The following is a 16,053-nucleotide window of genomic DNA, read 5'->3' as shown; positions in this document are numbered from 1 at the left end:
CGGGGTTCATCCCGGGCCTGCGGGGCTGCTGCCGCCAGGCGGGCAGTGCTAGGCTCTGGCCGTTGATTTTTTCAAGCAACGAGCTGTCCATGATTCGTTGTCTGGCGTTGCTGGCCCTGTTGGCCGCGCCTTTTGTGCAGGCCGATACGGCGTTGCACGATGACTTGCCGCTGCGCTATCTGGAGCAGGCCCCGGCAGGCACCCATGATCAGCTGTTGGTGATCTTCCTGCATGGCTATGGCAGCAACGAGGCCGACCTGTTCGGGTTGTACGAGCGCCTGCCGGCGACCTACACCTATCTCTCCGCCCGCGCGCCGCAGACCCTCGATGAGGACAGCTTCCAATGGTTCCGGCGCAAGGGGCAGGGCCCTTATGACGGCGTCAGCGAAGACCTGGCCAGCAGCGCCGGGTTGATCGAGCAATTTGTTCGTGCGGCAGCGGCCAAGTACCACACCGAACCTGGGAAGGTGGTGCTGGTGGGGTTCAGCCAGGGAGCCGTGATGGCCTATGAGGTAGGGTTGCGCCACCCGCAATCGGTACGCGGTATCGCGGCCCTGAGCGGGAAGATCCTGCCGCAACTGGCTTCACAGCTCAAAGGCAGTGCGCAGCTGCAACGCCTGGGGATCTTCATTGGCCATGGCACCAATGACCAGCGCTTGCCCTACAGCGATGGGGCCGAGGCCAACCGCCTGTTGCAGGGGTTGGCGCTGGAGCCGCAGTTCCATGCCTATCCGGGGATGGGGCACAGCATCAGCGAAGTGGAGATCCAGGACCTGGACCGCTGGTTGCGGGGGCTGGCCCCCTAAGCTGGGTCATTGACCAAGAATCTGCTTCATCAAGGCCGCATGGCCGGCCTTGTCGGCGGCCCGGGAAATGACCTGGATCACCGCCATGCGCGAGCCGGAACCGGCAATCAGGGTCGAGTTCAGGGTCAGCCCCCCGCCCTGGGTGGCGGTACTGTCGATCTGGCGTACCCCGAGTCCCTTGAGGGTCATGCTCTTTTCCGCCTGCTTGCTGAAATCCGGCAAGGCCTGGGCTTGCTGCGAGAGAAAACCGCTGACCGCGTCATCCAGGAACGCCGTGTCGTTGTCCTTGACCTGGGCACCGTTGGGAATGCGGTTCTGCGCCGCGATCACCACGGTGCGGGTCGTGTCATTGGCGTACAGCGTACCGCTGGCGCCACCGGTGCCCTTGGCTTCATCGCCCACCGGCAGGGTCGCGGCGCTGAAGCCCTTGGGCAGGCTGAAGGCCAGCTTGCCGTCGAGCAAGGCGACTTTTTCGCCCGCAGCCTGCTTGGCCGTGGATTTGCCCGCGGCCACGGCATTCAGCGTACCGAGGCTTGCCACGGCGGCAAACACCAGGACCAGGGCTTTTCTAGCTAGGGATGACATGCACAACCTCCGGGCATCAGGATTGAAGGCGCGCATCATCCCATGCCGGTTACAGGCTGCTCCAGAGGGATTTTTCTTGTCGGATCAGTGGGGCAGAACGATAGCCTCAGCAATCATCTCATCAGCCAGGAATCGATCCCCGATGCCTGGCTGCGTTCAGGTGCTCAAGCGAGCCGGAGTCAAAAAACACTTGCTCAAGGCCAGCACCAGCATCGACACCACCACGCCCAGCACGAATGCCCAGAGCCCCAGGTCAGGCAGGGTGGTCGCCAGCACCAGGCAGAATGCCGCGAAGGCATACAAGCCGGTGCTCAACGAGCGCAGCAGCACGGTGGTGAAGGCTGCCCCGTGGCTTTGATGGGAGAACACCGCCAGTACGCTGCCCAGCACCGGGAATACGGCCAGCATGCCGCTCCAGCGTTCCCCGACGGTGCTGGCCATCAGGGTGACGGCCAAGGTCAGCAGGGCGCCCGCCAGCATGCGATACACCAGCCTGTCGGACTTGCCTGCGGCCGGGGCTGGCACGCTCCGTACCCTGGGGAACACCCAAGGGGCCAACACCAGGGCACTGATAGAGCACAAGAGGGAGAACCCCAGGGAGGCCGGCACCTGGGCGATGAGCGTTGCCAGAATCAGCCAGACCAGGGTGGCGATGCACAAGGCCCCGGGCCAGGCCAGCGTGCGGGCGGCGTGGGTATAGGCCACGCTGAAGGCGATCATGGCGAACACGGCTGACAGTGCAGCCACGGCGGCCTGGGTGGCGAACGCCTGGCCTTGTTCCAGGGCCAGGAACAGCAGGATAGGGCCCACCACCACCGGAAAGCCTGCCAGCCAGCCCGCGACATTCGGCCCCCAGCGCCGGCTGGCCAGGGAGATCAGCAGCAGGAAGGCGGGAACCGTGAGCAGTTTCAACAGCAGCATGGACACGCTCGGCAGGTGAGGGGGCTCCACGCTAGCACTTTCCGAACGCCCTGGCGCAGTTCAATCAGGTAGCCGCTGCTGATCTGGCTAGGCAGCGCCCGCAAGCGGAAGACGGGTTCTGGCAGGCATATCACGGATGCAGGTTTGGCGACTCGTGCCGAGCCTGCGGCAGCGGCTACACGAAGCGCTGGCGTGGCAGGTCAAGGCGTATCGTCGAGAAAGCGCCCGCGGTGGTCGGGGCTGGGCAGCAGGCAGACGTCGTAGCGGCCGAACCAGCGATAGCGGTGGCGGGCGATGTAGCTGTAGCTCCAGTCGCGCAGGGGGCGGGGAACCCAGTGCAGCAGGCGCAGCCAGCGCCAGGGTCGAGGTAGTTGGGCCATCAGCCGGATAAAGGCGTCGGAGCGCAGTGACAGGCGTCGACCCTCGATCAGCACCACGCTGTCGAACTGTTCGGTGGACAACCCGGCCCACGCCAGCAGGGCCTGGCCCTGGGGCGACTGCACCGAGGCCAGGCGGATCCGCCGTTCGGTGTCATGGGCGATGACGAAGCGCACCGAGGCGTTGCACAGCTTGCTGACAACCGCGAGTAGCACAGGCATGGACATGCCTGTTCACCCTCTGAATACGAGATATGTACCAGGCTGGCAATGTCCATGGAAAAATATCGAAACAACGCGAGTTGTCTATAGTGATGTCCAAACTTAGTTCCGGCTGATTCGGGTTGGTTTAGTTAGGACTTCATCTAGTTGGTGCTGCAAAGACTGCACCTGCTCGCTCAGCTCAATAATCCGGCGGTGCGCACTGGTCAGTAGTGACTGAGCCGCGTCACGCTGCAAACATGCATCTTTCAACCGATCCGCCACCGAGCGTTTTGCTCTACGTTGCTTGAGAGCTGTTTGACGTTTTGATGGTATTGGTTCTTGGTGTAGCTCCAGATAGGCTTGAATTTCACGAATCAAAGCGGGGAAGCGCGCCTTACGTAAGGCTGATGGATCGCAGCCAGCCTCCCTGGCAACATTGTTTTGGGTTACTGGTTTCCCATGCTCTAACACTCTGGGATGGCCTGCCTTGAGGCGTTCAAAGGCTTGCCGAAATCGCTGTTCGGCACTCAAAGATTCAACTGGTGTGGATGACATTCAAGTAGTTCTCCATCCCTAGGCGATCACTGAGAAGTGCTTGGTATCGGGGGCTGTCTTCTGGGAGCATCGACATCTCCTCAGTGATACGTTTTATGTCAGCTTGAACCTGCGATTCTTTGGTTCGGTCAAATAGGACATCCGGACACGGCTTTCCGCTGTCCCCTCCAGCACATCGAGCTATCGATTCGACGCCACCGTACTCGCACATCCCTGCCTTCATACACCCTCCGAGGCGATGCTCTCGAAAGCTGACCTTGCCACTCTTCGCCCAGGCCGCCAAGGTTTTTACGTCCTTCGTATTCAGGACGCTCACCACAATGGTCCGCTTATGGTCGGCGGAGTATGGTGATACGAATCGGTTGCTCGCGGCGTTTCGGAGTTGTGCCGCCATTGCTTCGTACATGGCGGTGACTACAGCAGCCTCTACAGTTTCGTTGAGATGTAGACGGGTGTAGCCCCTACCATAGTAAAGAGGCATCAGTCTCGAGCAATGTTTCATCTGCTGCTGCATCGAACTATCGGAGATGAGCCCTGATGCAAACATGTTCACCGCACTCGTTCTCCGGTACTGGTGCCAGGCCAGTGGCCAGGATCGACCAACAGCAAATCTGTCTATTGGAAGATTTGGGGTCAGTTGTTTGGCAATTTTTAAGTCATCGTGAGTGACGCGGAGCTGAGAGGGCTCAAAAAGACAAGGATAATGCCTGATAACCTCGACCAAACTATCAGCTTCATGTCGGATGTAATAAGGTGTCACCTTGCCAGCCCCCCATGGCTCACTAGGTACGCTGAATAGATACGGGTCGTCTATGTCATTTGCCGTGGGGGCTACCAATGGGTTGACCCGATCACAAATCATTCTCATACGAGAAATTGCTGTTATTGCAATGATGGCTTTTTCTACACTAGGGCTAGCTACCCAACGAGCGTCCGAGTCACTATATGTTTTTGTCGTTTCTCCACATATAATAGGAACACGCCCCAGCTTTTCATCATTCTCCCACTCTAGGCAACTCGCTCGTAAAGAGGCAACCTCCTCTCTACGTTGTAGTGTGAAGTTGGCAATATAGGCTAGGCCAGCGATGGTGACCATGGATAGGTATGATGAAAACAACTTGATTGGCACTTTATCTCGCTTAGCACCAAGCCACTTCACTAGTAGAGACATCAAGCCAAATCGTTCTAAGGTTTCCGCGAATGAGCCTCGATAGACGCGGCTAGAATTTTTCTCTGAGCTTTTAGTGAATGGAGCCTTGTAAGTAGCCTTATGCCGCTCTAAGGCCGCCGGCAATGACCCATAATTACAAATATAAGCGTCAAGACAAAATCGGAAGCAATCTTCAATCTGTACCAGATTAGCAAGAAAGTCGTCGATACACTGGCTCAAGCGGTTAACTTGGTAGACCCAAATACGCGGCGGAATGTACGGAGTCTGGATCGTGTTATGGTCGGGTCTAATGCTGGCCAATCGCTTCAGACCATCTTGGTCGATGATGGTAAAACCTAACGTAACTCGGGCGTCATACAGTCTGTTGAGTTCCGCGATCGTCCTGTGATATCGACTTGGAGCTATAACTTCAGGCAATTGATCGATTAATTTTGGAAAACGCATCATGTCGCAAGCTAAAATACTGTTGCGGCTACATAGTGCGATCACGGAACGTATCATCGTAAAAGCAGTCTGAAGAGACCCGGCTGCTTTGATAGCTCTATACCCCCACATGCGCCAGGTGATAACCAATCTCAGAAGGTTGGCGTTCTCAGGATCAAGTGAGTCGCTTTTACTTTCTGATCCATCACCGAAGTTTAATTTAAAGGCCGTTCCTGCTATTGGTGTAAGATCCCACACAGGGTCACCCCAGCGAGAGAGTACCGAACCATCTCGATCAATGCTCACCGGCCAATCCTTGGCGGGTGGCCATGATGATGGCCTAAAAGCCGAAGAAGATGAAATTATCCAGTCTGCCCGAAGCCCCAAGCCCATCTCATGCAGTTCCATTTTCATTCTGAAGCCCCCTCAACACTCTCAATCAGGCGGCACCATTCTGGATGGTAGTTACCCTCCTCAACTCGTGCTAACGCCTCCTCTACCCAGGCTCGCCGGGTAGTGTTTGAGTCTCGAAACCATGCGAGCTTGTCACTAATGCGAGAGATAGCGTAGTAGCCTGGGTGATCCGCACTCCTCACGCCTACCGGGGCATGATATCGACTCACTTCCAATACCTTGAGGTGCCGGAAGCATGACAGAGCCCACACATAGTCGAGCGAGTCGATGTCGCGGTGATGTTCACACCAAAGGCAGCCGGAAGGGTAAATACAGTCGGGAGGGGGGGCCAACTTGGGTTTAAAAGGGAGTGCCGAAGGCACTCCGTCGCATGCGCCAGGTGCCACCGCGATTTTTGGAGCAATCTGTAAATGCATGGGGTCCGCAATTGACCAAAAACGTGTTATTTCCCCGACTGCGCGCTGGAGCGATGGGATTTCATACACAGTCAGTAGAGTTTGCTTATGGTGCTGCGCCATCTCTGCCGTAAGGTCCGGATCCCCGCTACGTCGAAGCAACCAATTCACCCTAGTACTCCGTAGCACGCTAGGTGGCTGCCAAGCAACATCAGCATCTTTACACGCCTGTATGATCAAGCCGAAGTAGGGGCGTGATTCTTCATGAGCGCCCTTGTAACGTAGAAGTGGAAATAGGCGTGAGTCATCTGAGAACAACGTCCTCCGCCATTCAAGGTAGCGTTCAAAGTGGCTACGGTACTCCTTGAAAATTTCAAATAGCACCTCTCCGCCGCGCCTCGACTTGTAGTCCCTGACCTTATAACTATCGATATCGCTGGAGTAGCTGAAATGACGAAACTCAAGGCCACTTGCCTGCGACACATTCATTCCTGTCTGTCCAATGAACATTAGGAGTTCGGCTAAGATCCGCAAGTTGATCAACGTTGCTCTTGAACGCAACGACCGTTTGTTTTCATAAGCAGCTTGTCGTGCGGCCATACGTGTCAAACGCACTTGCTCTCGGTATGGTGTTCGCGGAATCGCACCTCTCTCCATGGAGTGCATTCCTGCCCATTGGACGAGTTCTCCTCCACTCTGAAGGGGAATTCGTACAGGTCTTGGCCCCCAAATGGCACTGAGCGTCATACCATCACAGATATCTTGCAAAAGCCGTCCAAATGCAAAAGCAGACTCTAGGCACTGCTTATCTGATTGAATAGTCTGTACAGCTTTCCGGCGTTTCGGTTCCTTAAGTCTGGTTAACTCAATCATTGGTGTAGTTCGACCTAGTGCATGATCCAATAACTGGCCAACCACTCGTCCCTTTGTGTATGCCGTGCGCTGGGCCAAGGTTTTAGTTACTTGCCAGCAATGAAAAAGGGCGTCTGTCCAATGGATGTAAGCAACCTGAGCCGTAGGCAGGGATAAGGTATAATTCTTCCTATCGGCCCACCTGAAGAATTCACGAATGCTCTGAAGCTGTGTTTTAGTCGTTTCTTGGCTACCGCCAGCAGTCAGTTTTCCTGCTATTACAGCATGCAATTTTCTAACTAAATCCAATCGCTCCGGCGATACGGTGCCAAGTGTGCCTCGATCGATAGCGTCTGCTACTAAGTCGTGTCTTATTTCTGCACCGCCGATATAAAGTAGTCTTCGCATATCCCATGAATATGAGTTTATTCCAATTTTAACCCTGGGAAGAGTGAGCTCTGGAATCTGGAATTTTTTATGCATGAAACAAATTCCAGTCACGATTAATGATGCCAGTAAACGCCGCCGTAAACTCTTTGGAAATCAGGGCCTTTATGGGTGCTCTCTGGATGAATCGCACGTAGCGTAAGGTTGTTGTTTCATCTTTGTGGAGCATTGCCTCCCGAACAAAGGCTACTGCACATGCTTCGTTGGTCACCTGTAAAGCAACCTCCATTAACCAAGTGCCGTAAGTGCATCGTGTCTGATGAAATTTGAATGTCTTCATGAAGTTTAGCCCTGCCGCCACAGTTCTTCGACGAAGATCTGTCATCAATCGATTGAAAGACTGCTCTCGATATGGGTTTCCTCGCGAGGTCAGGAACAAAGAGCTCCGATGTTCGGGCAAAGCTAAAGCCTGTCGACTCAGGCGGCGCATGGAATAAGTATATGTATTTAATGCATCAATCAAGAAGCTGGGCACCAACAGATCACCAATGGTGTCGAACTTTGTGGAAACCTTAGTTCCGGGCCCAATAGGTAAACGATAAAAACCTGACATATTTGGGTCAGGTATTGCTCCTTCAATATTTTGTACGGCGAGTGTCAAAATAGACCCAATTCGAGCGCCAGTTAGGAAGCCGATGGTCAGCATTAAGTGAATTTCTTCAAGAGATTCTGATGCTGTAAAGTCTAGTAGAGCCTGTACATGATCACTTTGCAAAGGCACGAGGCCGTCTTCCAATGTAAGGCCTGGTCTCGCTCTGTTTGGTATGGCAAGTTCAGATTTTTGCCGGCTTATCGTTCGCTCAAATCCAGCCGAGTCAAAGTAGCGTAATAAAACTACTTCATCGTGCCACATAGACGAGTGTTGGCTGACGAACCCATAGATCTGTGCATGTCGATAAAACTGGATCAACGCTCGCATACGGGCTGTCGTGGTACTGGGCCGGAGGACACCGCGGTTGCGCTGAGCTATCAGCTCACCTCGGTAGCGTACGATGACCCGGTCAGCCATGCGATCTGGAAAGTGGCGCCAGTCCAGCTCCTCCGCTTCAAGCCAGTCTGCATAGGCGTATAAATGCTTCATGAGGGAGGTCACGGTTTTAATGTGACCGCCGACCGTACGGGTTGCTATGGTAAGCGCCCAATGGTTGGCCTCCGTCCAAGGCTCCCCGCTACCCCAGAATATTTGGGGAAGATCTTCGATCTGCCGAGAGCCTTTGTCATGCTCCCATCGGATTAAGCCGGCCTCAACGACCTCTCGCATCGGTGTAAATTGAATAAACTCAAGGTTAGCCATGGTCACTAAGCACCTTTACTTTCACTAAGCCTCGTTAGTCCTGATGACCACTTTTACCCCTTTTCAACTATTTTTAGCAATGCACTCATATATATAATGTAGGGGCGGAATTAGTAAAAAATAATCCTCTTGATTTCGCGAGTGAACTCAAGCTCTTCGCCTACGGATATTTTGGAGCAAGGTGTTGATATCCTGTAGGCGCTCGGCCGGTTGCGTTATAGGTCGTTGCTGGTCAGCCGCATTTGAGTCGGCTCGTACATTGCGGTAGAACTTGCGCATAGCCGGACTTTCCTGTGCCATTGCCCCCGTACACGATGGTGAGGCCTTGCGTTTCAAGCTTCAGAGCCTGGTTGTTCGGGATTTTTCCACATTGGTCAACGAATGAAGGGACTTAAGAGCGACAGACTGGTTCTGATTCGCCTCGGCCGGAAATGCTCCGCGGTGAACCTGATCGGCACTGGAACAGATTCTAGTACACTGGTGATTCCATTATGCTGCTTAGCGAGATCAAGAATTTCATCAAGATCCGTATCGCTCCAGGCCCTCTGAACACATAGGCGTCGTAGAGCGTCGTGGCGCCACGGTGGTAATCTATCCGCCCACGCCAATACTTTCTCGTAAATAGCCATGTCCATGCTCCTTATCTATAAAGGGTATTAGCATAGGAATTCTTACCGCGCTATTAATGGACTGCCACCAGTGATGGCTTGGTTGTGTTGGCGCTTATCATCAACAAGTGGGTATAAACGGAAGCGGCTGAACTCCAGTTGATGGATGTTTTTTCAATGAGATCTCATAAAGCTCCTTGTATGTAAAGTTGGATGCTTCCATTGCGTCAGGATGAGGGAGGCTATGTGCTGTTTTTCTATTGTTTAATATGGGTTAGTGTTGATTGTAGTTAAATATTTTTTATTTGTACTAGTTCGGTTTTCGGGTTTTTGGTATTTGTTGGTTTTAAAAAAGTATTTGCCGAGCACCTTGAATGGTTTCGAAGCACATTGCTATGTCTAGGTTGGAAAATATATATTTCCAATACCAGATGCTTCAATAGCATATAAGTGCTCCATGACTAAGAGCAGATTGGCAATGTCGGCCCGGGGCTGAGCGAGCGCATAAGGCTTTGCCTTATGTCGATTTGCGTGCATGCTGCGAGCGAAAGGCGGCAAGAGGTAGAAGCCATGAAGGTGGGAAAACTCCAGTCAGCGATTGTCTCGATCGCTGAGTTGATCGATTGCTTGCGTCCCACGAATGATTCCCCTTATTCGATTGAGCGTTATATTGAGATCTTTGCCCTAAGTCCTGTCGTTTTTGCCAATCATGTCGCAGCCTATAGTTGCAGTCAGCCAGATGCCACCTGCACATCCTATGTCGAAACAACGCAACGTTTTATCGCGGATGTCCTTCGGGTGATCTTGGTGGTGGCCGAGAGCGGGGTCGCAGTCGAGCGAGCGATCACTTGGTTTCGCTTCGAGCCATTACCACCTTTCGAACACCAGACAGCGGAGCAACTGGTCAGTCAGGGGCAAGTTGAGCGGGTGTTACAGTTTCTAGCCTCGTGGCAGGCAGGGAGCCAAGGATGAGTTGCAGTGTGCAGCGGCAGGTCGGTCTGCAACCGACCTACCGCTCATGCTATCGCACTGTCCTGTACGCTGTGGATACGCGTTACGACATTCGCGGTTCTATGCTGTCAGAAATGGTGAAGATCTGTCTGACACACCGTGCCACTCTGCCTCCGGCGCGGCGGGCATATTTCGCGCAGTACGCGCCAGGAGAGGTGATGGCGGATCTGGAAAGGTTTACCGCCAAGTTGCTGTTTGGTCCCATGGGGCGCCTTTCGCCGCAAGAGTACCGTCACTCATGCGCAATTGATCTTTGCAAGTTTTAGTAGGCCGGAGGAGGTTGCGCTCAAGTGGCCTGGCGAGGAGCGCCTGCTTTGCAATAGATCTGACGCGTGGCGTCATTTGATTATGCTCGGGCCGCGCGGTTGCGGCCTGGCTGCGTTCCCGGGCGTGGAGGGTTGGTCTGTCCCCGGGCAGAGTGGACACTGACTTAAGGTGGATAATGTCCACCGCAAGAGTGTTCATGACCCAGACCAGACGACGTTTTCCCGAATCCTTCAAACGCGAGGCGATAGACCAGGTGCTTGCCGGCACGCCGCTTCGTCATGTAGCCGAGACGCTCGGCATCGCTGAAAGCCTGCTGGGCAAATGGAAGCGCCAGTACGAGCAGCAAGGTGACGATGCCTTTCCGGGCAACGGCAAGCAGCGTGGTGAGAGCGCGGAGTTGCGTCGTCTACGCCAGCAACTGGCTCAGGTCACCATGGAGCGCGATGTTTTAAAAAAGGCGCTCGCCATCTTCTCGCAGCCCACGAAGTGAAGTTCCGCGCCATCGAGGCGTTGGCTGGTCGCTATCCCGTAGCGCCAATGTGCCGGCTGCCGCGGGTATCCCGCAGTAAGCGTCCGGCGAACTCACCTTCCGAACTTCAGTTTTAAAGGCGATGGTGTTCACGTACTTTTGCGGACGCGATCACCCTTAATCGCCAGGATTTCCATGTGCCAATGAAGCTCTTATCCGAAACCCTTCAAAGCCCAGGTCGTTCAGGAATGCCTGCAACCTGGGGCGACCATATCAAGTGTCGCCATCCGTGACGGTATTAACGTGGGCGTCATTCTAGGGATTCTCCGGACAAGTTACCCACCAGCCGGAAATGGACTGCTTGGAGATACCGAAAACCCCGATTTTCAGCCTCTGATTATTGGAAAACCAAGGCATAGCCTTGGTTTTCTACCCTCACGGGCGCACCTTTCCCGCAGTAGGCAATAATTGCCGGCGCACCATCCACAGATTCGACAGCGCGAACAGTGTGGTCAATTGCGCCGTATTCTTGGCCAGGCCGCGGAAGCGGGTCTTCACATAACCGAACTGACGTTTGATCACCCGAAACGGATGTTCGACCTTCGCACGTACCTGGGCTTTGGCCTTCTCGATCTTGCGCCTGGCCTTGTACAGCGCACTGCGTTTGCTCAAATACTTGTAGGTGCTGCGTCGCGCCGCGACCTGCCAGATCACTTGCCGACCGTCGTGCTCAGGCCGTTTCTCTACGCCGGTGTAACCGGCGTCAGCACAGACAACGTTATCGCCACCGTGCAACAGATGGGCAACTTCCGTCACGTCAGCCACGTTGGCGGCGGTGCCATGAACATGATGTACCAGGCCCGATTCTGCGTCAGCTCCGATGTGCGCTTTCATGCCGAAGAAGTACTGGTTGCCTTTCTTCGTCTGGTGCATTTCAGGATCGCGTTTGCCTTCCTTGTTTTTGGTCGAACTGGGTGCGTGGATGATAGTGGCGTCGACGATGGTGCCCTGGCGTAACGAAAGGCCCTTGTCTCGCAGGTAATTGTTGATGGTTTCCAAAATGCCCGCCGCCAACTGAGCAAGTGCCGGAAGTTCATGATCGTCGTGTCTTCGGGGCTCGGAGCGCTGAGCGTCAGACGAGCAAACTGGCGCATCGAAGTAATCTCGTACAGCGCCTCCTCCATGGTTGGATCACTCAATGAGAACCAGTTCTGCAGCAGGTGAACACGCAACATGGTTTCCAATGGGTACGGCTTGCGACCACCGCCGGCCTTTGGGTAGTGCGGCTCAATCAATGCCACCAAACCGCTCCACGGCACCACTTGTTCCATCTCGGCCAGGAAACGCTCGCGACGGGTTTGCTTACGCTTACCGGCGTACTCGAAATCGGAAAAGCTCATCTGACTCATGGGATGGAGGGCTTGTAGAGGGCTGTTGGGCGGAGGGCTATTTCAGCACAGGTCAGATGACCTGTGCTGACTTGATCGGAGAATCCCTAGGCATTCCGGTCATTCCGACCGGTACTTGCCCCGAAGCGGTAGTTGAGCCTGCGCGATTTCAGCCCTTGCAGTCAATCAGTACCAGCCCAGGAGTTGTAAGCCCATCATTTTTCCTATGGGTGTATAAAAGTGCGAAGAACAGTGCCATTTTCAGTGTCAGGATGGGGCGAGTATCCATCGGGACCAACCGCACATCCAGGCCCTTGAGCTTCTGTGCACGCTGCCATTGGTCCAGAGGAAAGGCAATTTCCTCCTTTTTCAGCGAATAGAATAGTACGGCATCCAGATCACCAGGAGTACTTTTCAAGGTTAGAAAACTGCCTCCAATCAGTGCGATATCAATGCTCAATCCTGCATCTTTCAGTTCGCTAATAGACAATTTCAACTGATCCGAAAACTCCTTTCTGGGTGAGCTTGTGTAAGCCTCACAGAAGTTTGAAAGCGAGGTAATATAAGGAGCGGAGTTCAATGGAGTGCTGGTTATGTCAGAGCCGAGGAAGGCTGGAAATGCATGTTTGCTCGCCTGATTGTAGTAATAGGAAAACAAGGAGTCCAATTCATCTGCTGGCATGTTTTATTGTCCGTCGCTGGTTGTGGTCCAGGCGCTAGAGCTGAGTAAGTGTTGACCGCATTTATAATTATCAAAAATTGCGTTCGCCCTGATCAAAATTGTACAAATCAGGGGGTGTATAATAGACCCCTTATTCTTGAGTCGTATTCGTCAGGCTTAGAGTCCTGTGGTTTTTGTTTCATCTTGGTAAAAGGCGCAGGAATATTCGAAACATGATTCATCTTCCCCTTTAGGGGGGGTAAAGACCACGAAGAACTCTTTGAAAGGCTTTTATCGGATGTGACCGAGTAACCTGAATATTCTTTAATGCAGTTCTCTTTCTCTATGCCTTCTGGTGCATATTGGCAGGCTTGCCGAGCATTACGTTTGAAACACGCTGCTCGTTGCGCCTCCAATAATTGGTTTTGGCAAGTACCCACAGAAAGTAAGACTTGAACAAATTTTCCCCAACCAGTACCGCCAGAGAATGAGTCGGCATTTAGAGAGCTGGATGCCAATAAAAACAAAAAGAAAATAGTATTTCGAGGCCAAGTCTGGGTGGGCATCCAGGTCATCCGTGCTGTGGATTATTAGTTTGTTTAACACGTCTCCCTGGTCTCTGTAAACAGAATCTATGGATTACTTGTAAAGTCTCGACTGTAAGAAAATTGTAATTTAAAGCTGTTAAAAGGGAGTTTACAGATAGTACTCGCTCAAAGGTATTTTGCTATGGAAGGCAATGTAGTTGAGAGAAAGCTCCTGCTTTATCCGGACTTGAAGTCACTCGCTGTCGAAACCCTACAGTATGTCGACAGAACGAATAAATTGCTCGCTCTCCACGGGCATCGAAACAGAGCTGAGCAGTTGCAAATTATTCACAGTGATGAATCGCTGGCGGTACTGCGACACTCGTTGAGCCCGTATTACATGCTGAGAAATCCGCCGACCCAAGCGGCAAGTCGTTCACTCAGTGAAATAGAGGTGATGAGTAATCTCACTCAGCTTTTTGCAGGTTGTATTGAGCAATACCGGCCTCTGCAGTTTTACAACTTCATTGAGACGCTGGGTTGCTTGCTACTGGAAAAACCAACTTCCCTCCGCAAAGGGCCTATTTTTACCACGGTGGATCGGCAGGGTAGTCGGGTCAAATATCCGGATGCGGATCATATAGAGCCTGCTTTGAATAACATGCATAGGTTCATTCTCTCTCGCAAGGACTCACTTCCTGATGTCGCTACTGCTGTTGTGGTGTCTACAGCATTATTAAATTGCCATCCTTTGGTGGACGGAAACGGGCGAGCGGCGAGGATATTGTTGAATTTTTTGTTATTGCGTAGCCCACAAAATTATTTGTACTTCTACGACGCTTATTCGGCAGCTCAAGGCGGTTATCAGATTCGCATACGAATGGCCGAAACTTTAGGCGACTGGGATGAGTTGATGGGCTTCTATTGCTTCTTAATTGGTCGGATGTGTGGGGGTTGATATAGCGCCTCAAAGGATCTTGAAGCGTGCATTAATGACCATGGAAGGAATACTAGGGAATGAAAATTTACTTCATTGAGCGAGGTTTGTAATGCGTGAACTAACGGCTGCAGAGTTGCTGCTTGTTTCTGGCGGGAGTCAAACAGACCCTGTCTCGGACTGGAATGATGAAGATGGAACTCATGGCAACTTCAGTAGCGGGGGGGGCGGTGGGCACAGCTTTACCTTCACCGACTCCAGTGGAACACAGGTTACTGTCGGTAGCATGAATGGTAACTCAGTAACGGAAATCCATGGTACCAATCAACCGTCTACGCCGAGTGGCTTTCAGGGCACGACTAACAGCTCTGTCGACCCCAACGGTGGGGCTGGTGGAGGAGTGACGGTCACAATACCAATCCGCTAATGCTGTAAAGGTACGACTAATTTTAGTTCGTACCTCTTTTTGAAGCGTTGCAGTCGTTGCGAGTCCGATGATGAAAGTGCGTGGCTTGAGCAATATTGCTCTTATGTATGTCATATTTTTGTGGGGTGGCGCCGGAGCCTTTGCGGCATCCAGTGAATTGTCAGGTATCGAACAAGCGACGTTTCTGCCTAAAACTCTGGTCCTTTCAAAACTTCTGAATAAAAATAATGATCAGAGTGTGATCGCCGCGATAATTCTCAGACGCTCTTTGCAGTCAGTTGTAGGTGCTGGAACGGGCAACCTTACGTGCGCTCAAATTGTTACCGAAGAAAGGCAGTTGGCCTGCCAGTTATTGCTGCTAGGCGAGGCATTCAATCAAAAGAACTATCAAGAAATGCTCCGGCTTTATCGGCTGCTGGACGGGGGTAGTAGAGCGATCTGGTCAACTAAGGTGCCAGGACTTAATGACCAGAGCCTGGCGGCCATCGATGAATTCCCCGCTTTTGAACAGGCCCCTGCGCCTGGTGCAACAGCAGTCGGGTGGCAAACGGTGGACAATGGTTTTCTGATGTTGAGGGCAAAGCCGTATCTGACTGTTGAAATAAATGGCGTTGCGCTCAAGGCCAAGCTGGATACTGGAGCCAGCGTCAGCCATTTATCGGCCGTCGATGCTCGACGCCTGAACCTACAGGCCAGTCCTTGGGAGTTTGATCTGGCGACCTATTACCAGGACTCAACCGTGAAGTCGAAGATGGTGCTCTTGAAGACCCTTGATGTTTCAGGACAAAGGTTTAAAAATTTTGCTGTTTTGATGGGAAGCACGGAGACGCTCCTGGGACTAGATATCCTCTCTAAACTGGGCCGAATAAGCATAAATGCCTCGGGTATCACCTTTAGTAGTACTGCTGATCAGAGCCTGTGTGAGTCAAAGGTATTTCTTGGAAGTAACTTGTCTCGTACCACACAGTTCCTATTTACCTATCTGCTGGTTGATGGCGAGAAGGTTCCAGTTCTATTGGACACCGGAAATATGGAGTACCTGAGTGGTGGGAAAAAACCGCTCGGCAGTGGTGTTTTAGTTCTAAGCAACCGGATAAACGATCTGACTGGTTCCTATCATGAAGCTCAATATCAAGCCAGTGAAGTTATTAGTCTTGCTGGCAAGGACAGACCAGTACAAAGGCTGTATTCGCCAACACGCACTTACCTGCTGCCCTATGTTCTGGGATGGAACGCATTCGAACACTACCAATTGGTGGTGGATTTCAATCAGGGCTGGGGGTGCCTGAATAATGTCCAGTAGGCTGATTGTGC

14 protein-coding genes and 1 pseudogene are annotated in these 16,053 nt (G+C 52.8%); 5 read left to right on the top strand and 10 right to left on the bottom strand.

The window, feature by feature from the left end:
- Positions 1–89 precede the first annotated feature (89 nt).
- On the top strand, positions 90–806 hold the full coding sequence (locus I9018_RS20355; RefSeq protein WP_241107349.1) for an alpha/beta fold hydrolase: 717 nt from the start codon (positions 90–92) through the stop codon (positions 804–806).
- 6 nt (positions 807–812) lie between these two features.
- Here the strand turns inward: I9018_RS20355 and I9018_RS20350 are convergent, their stop codons facing one another.
- From I9018_RS20350 to I9018_RS20320, 7 genes are all read right to left on the bottom strand, one after another.
- Entirely contained in the window at positions 813–1,391 is a 579-nt protein-coding gene (locus tag I9018_RS20350; RefSeq protein WP_068582452.1) for a hypothetical protein, read from the bottom strand.
- Positions 1,392–1,547: 156 nt separating this feature from the next.
- On the bottom strand, positions 1,548–2,312 hold the full coding sequence (locus I9018_RS20345; RefSeq protein WP_241107348.1) for a hypothetical protein: 765 nt from the start codon (positions 2,310–2,312) through the stop codon (positions 1,548–1,550).
- Positions 2,313–2,512: 200 nt separating this feature from the next.
- A complete protein-coding gene (locus I9018_RS20340) occupies positions 2,513–2,917 on the bottom strand; it encodes a DCC1-like thiol-disulfide oxidoreductase family protein (protein WP_241107347.1) in 405 nt (134 codons plus the stop codon).
- 96 nt (positions 2,918–3,013) lie between these two features.
- Positions 3,014–3,448 (bottom strand): hypothetical protein, encoded by a 435-nt coding sequence (locus tag I9018_RS20335; RefSeq protein WP_241107346.1) that lies wholly within the window; start codon positions 3,446–3,448, stop codon positions 3,014–3,016.
- Positions 3,429–5,456, bottom strand: a complete 2,028-nt coding sequence (locus I9018_RS20330; RefSeq protein ID WP_241107345.1) for a hypothetical protein — start codon at positions 5,454–5,456, stop codon at positions 3,429–3,431. The genes I9018_RS20335 and I9018_RS20330 overlap by 20 nt, the downstream gene beginning before the upstream one ends.
- Positions 5,453–7,186 carry a site-specific integrase gene (locus I9018_RS20325; RefSeq protein ID WP_241107344.1) on the bottom strand — a complete coding sequence of 578 codons (1,734 nt, stop codon included), beginning with the start codon at positions 7,184–7,186 and terminating at the stop codon, positions 5,453–5,455. The genes I9018_RS20330 and I9018_RS20325 overlap by 4 nt, the downstream gene beginning before the upstream one ends.
- On the bottom strand, positions 7,179–8,444 hold the full coding sequence (locus tag I9018_RS20320; RefSeq protein WP_103326286.1) for a tyrosine-type recombinase/integrase: 1,266 nt from the start codon (positions 8,442–8,444) through the stop codon (positions 7,179–7,181). The genes I9018_RS20325 and I9018_RS20320 overlap by 8 nt, the downstream gene beginning before the upstream one ends.
- Before the next feature lie 1,178 nt (positions 8,445–9,622).
- Between I9018_RS20320 and I9018_RS20315 the strand changes: the two genes are divergently transcribed.
- Entirely contained in the window at positions 9,623–10,024 is a 402-nt protein-coding gene (locus tag I9018_RS20315) for a hypothetical protein (RefSeq protein ID WP_178088060.1), read from the top strand.
- Between the two features lie 502 nt (positions 10,025–10,526).
- On the top strand, positions 10,527–10,820 hold the full coding sequence (locus I9018_RS20305; RefSeq protein WP_158250064.1) for a transposase: 294 nt from the start codon (positions 10,527–10,529) through the stop codon (positions 10,818–10,820).
- 414 nt (positions 10,821–11,234) lie between these two features.
- Here I9018_RS20305 and I9018_RS20300 read toward each other — a convergent pair.
- From I9018_RS20300 to I9018_RS20290, 3 genes and pseudogenes are all read right to left on the bottom strand, one after another.
- Positions 11,235–12,208 (bottom strand): annotated as a pseudogene (locus tag I9018_RS20300) (IS5 family transposase).
- Positions 12,209–12,356: 148 nt separating this feature from the next.
- Positions 12,357–12,869 (bottom strand): hypothetical protein, encoded by a 513-nt coding sequence (locus I9018_RS20295; RefSeq protein ID WP_146043296.1) that lies wholly within the window; start codon positions 12,867–12,869, stop codon positions 12,357–12,359.
- Positions 12,870–12,976: 107 nt separating this feature from the next.
- Complete coding sequence (locus I9018_RS20290; RefSeq protein ID WP_146043297.1) at positions 12,977–13,414, bottom strand: hypothetical protein; 438 nt, start codon at positions 13,412–13,414, stop codon at positions 12,977–12,979.
- A gap of 163 nt (positions 13,415–13,577) precedes the next feature.
- Here I9018_RS20290 and I9018_RS20285 point away from each other — a divergent pair, with 163 nt between their 5' ends.
- Both I9018_RS20285 and I9018_RS20280 read left to right on the top strand, forming a co-directional pair.
- Positions 13,578–14,333 (top strand): Fic family protein, encoded by a 756-nt coding sequence (locus I9018_RS20285; protein WP_103326291.1) that lies wholly within the window; start codon positions 13,578–13,580, stop codon positions 14,331–14,333.
- Positions 14,334–14,806: 473 nt separating this feature from the next.
- The gene (locus tag I9018_RS20280) at positions 14,807–16,042 is read left to right on the top strand and encodes a retropepsin-like aspartic protease (RefSeq protein ID WP_103326292.1); all 1,236 of its coding nucleotides are present in this window, start codon (positions 14,807–14,809) and stop codon (positions 16,040–16,042) included.
- The last annotated feature ends 11 nt before the right edge of the window (positions 16,043–16,053 follow it).

It is taken from the genome of Pseudomonas sp. MPFS (genome assembly GCF_022537035.1).
GTDB classification, from domain to species: Bacteria; Pseudomonadota; Gammaproteobacteria; order Pseudomonadales; family Pseudomonadaceae; genus Aquipseudomonas; species Aquipseudomonas sessilinigenes.
The sequence above is the reverse complement of the archived record's forward strand: the minus strand, read 5'-3'. Positions and strand labels throughout refer to the sequence as shown.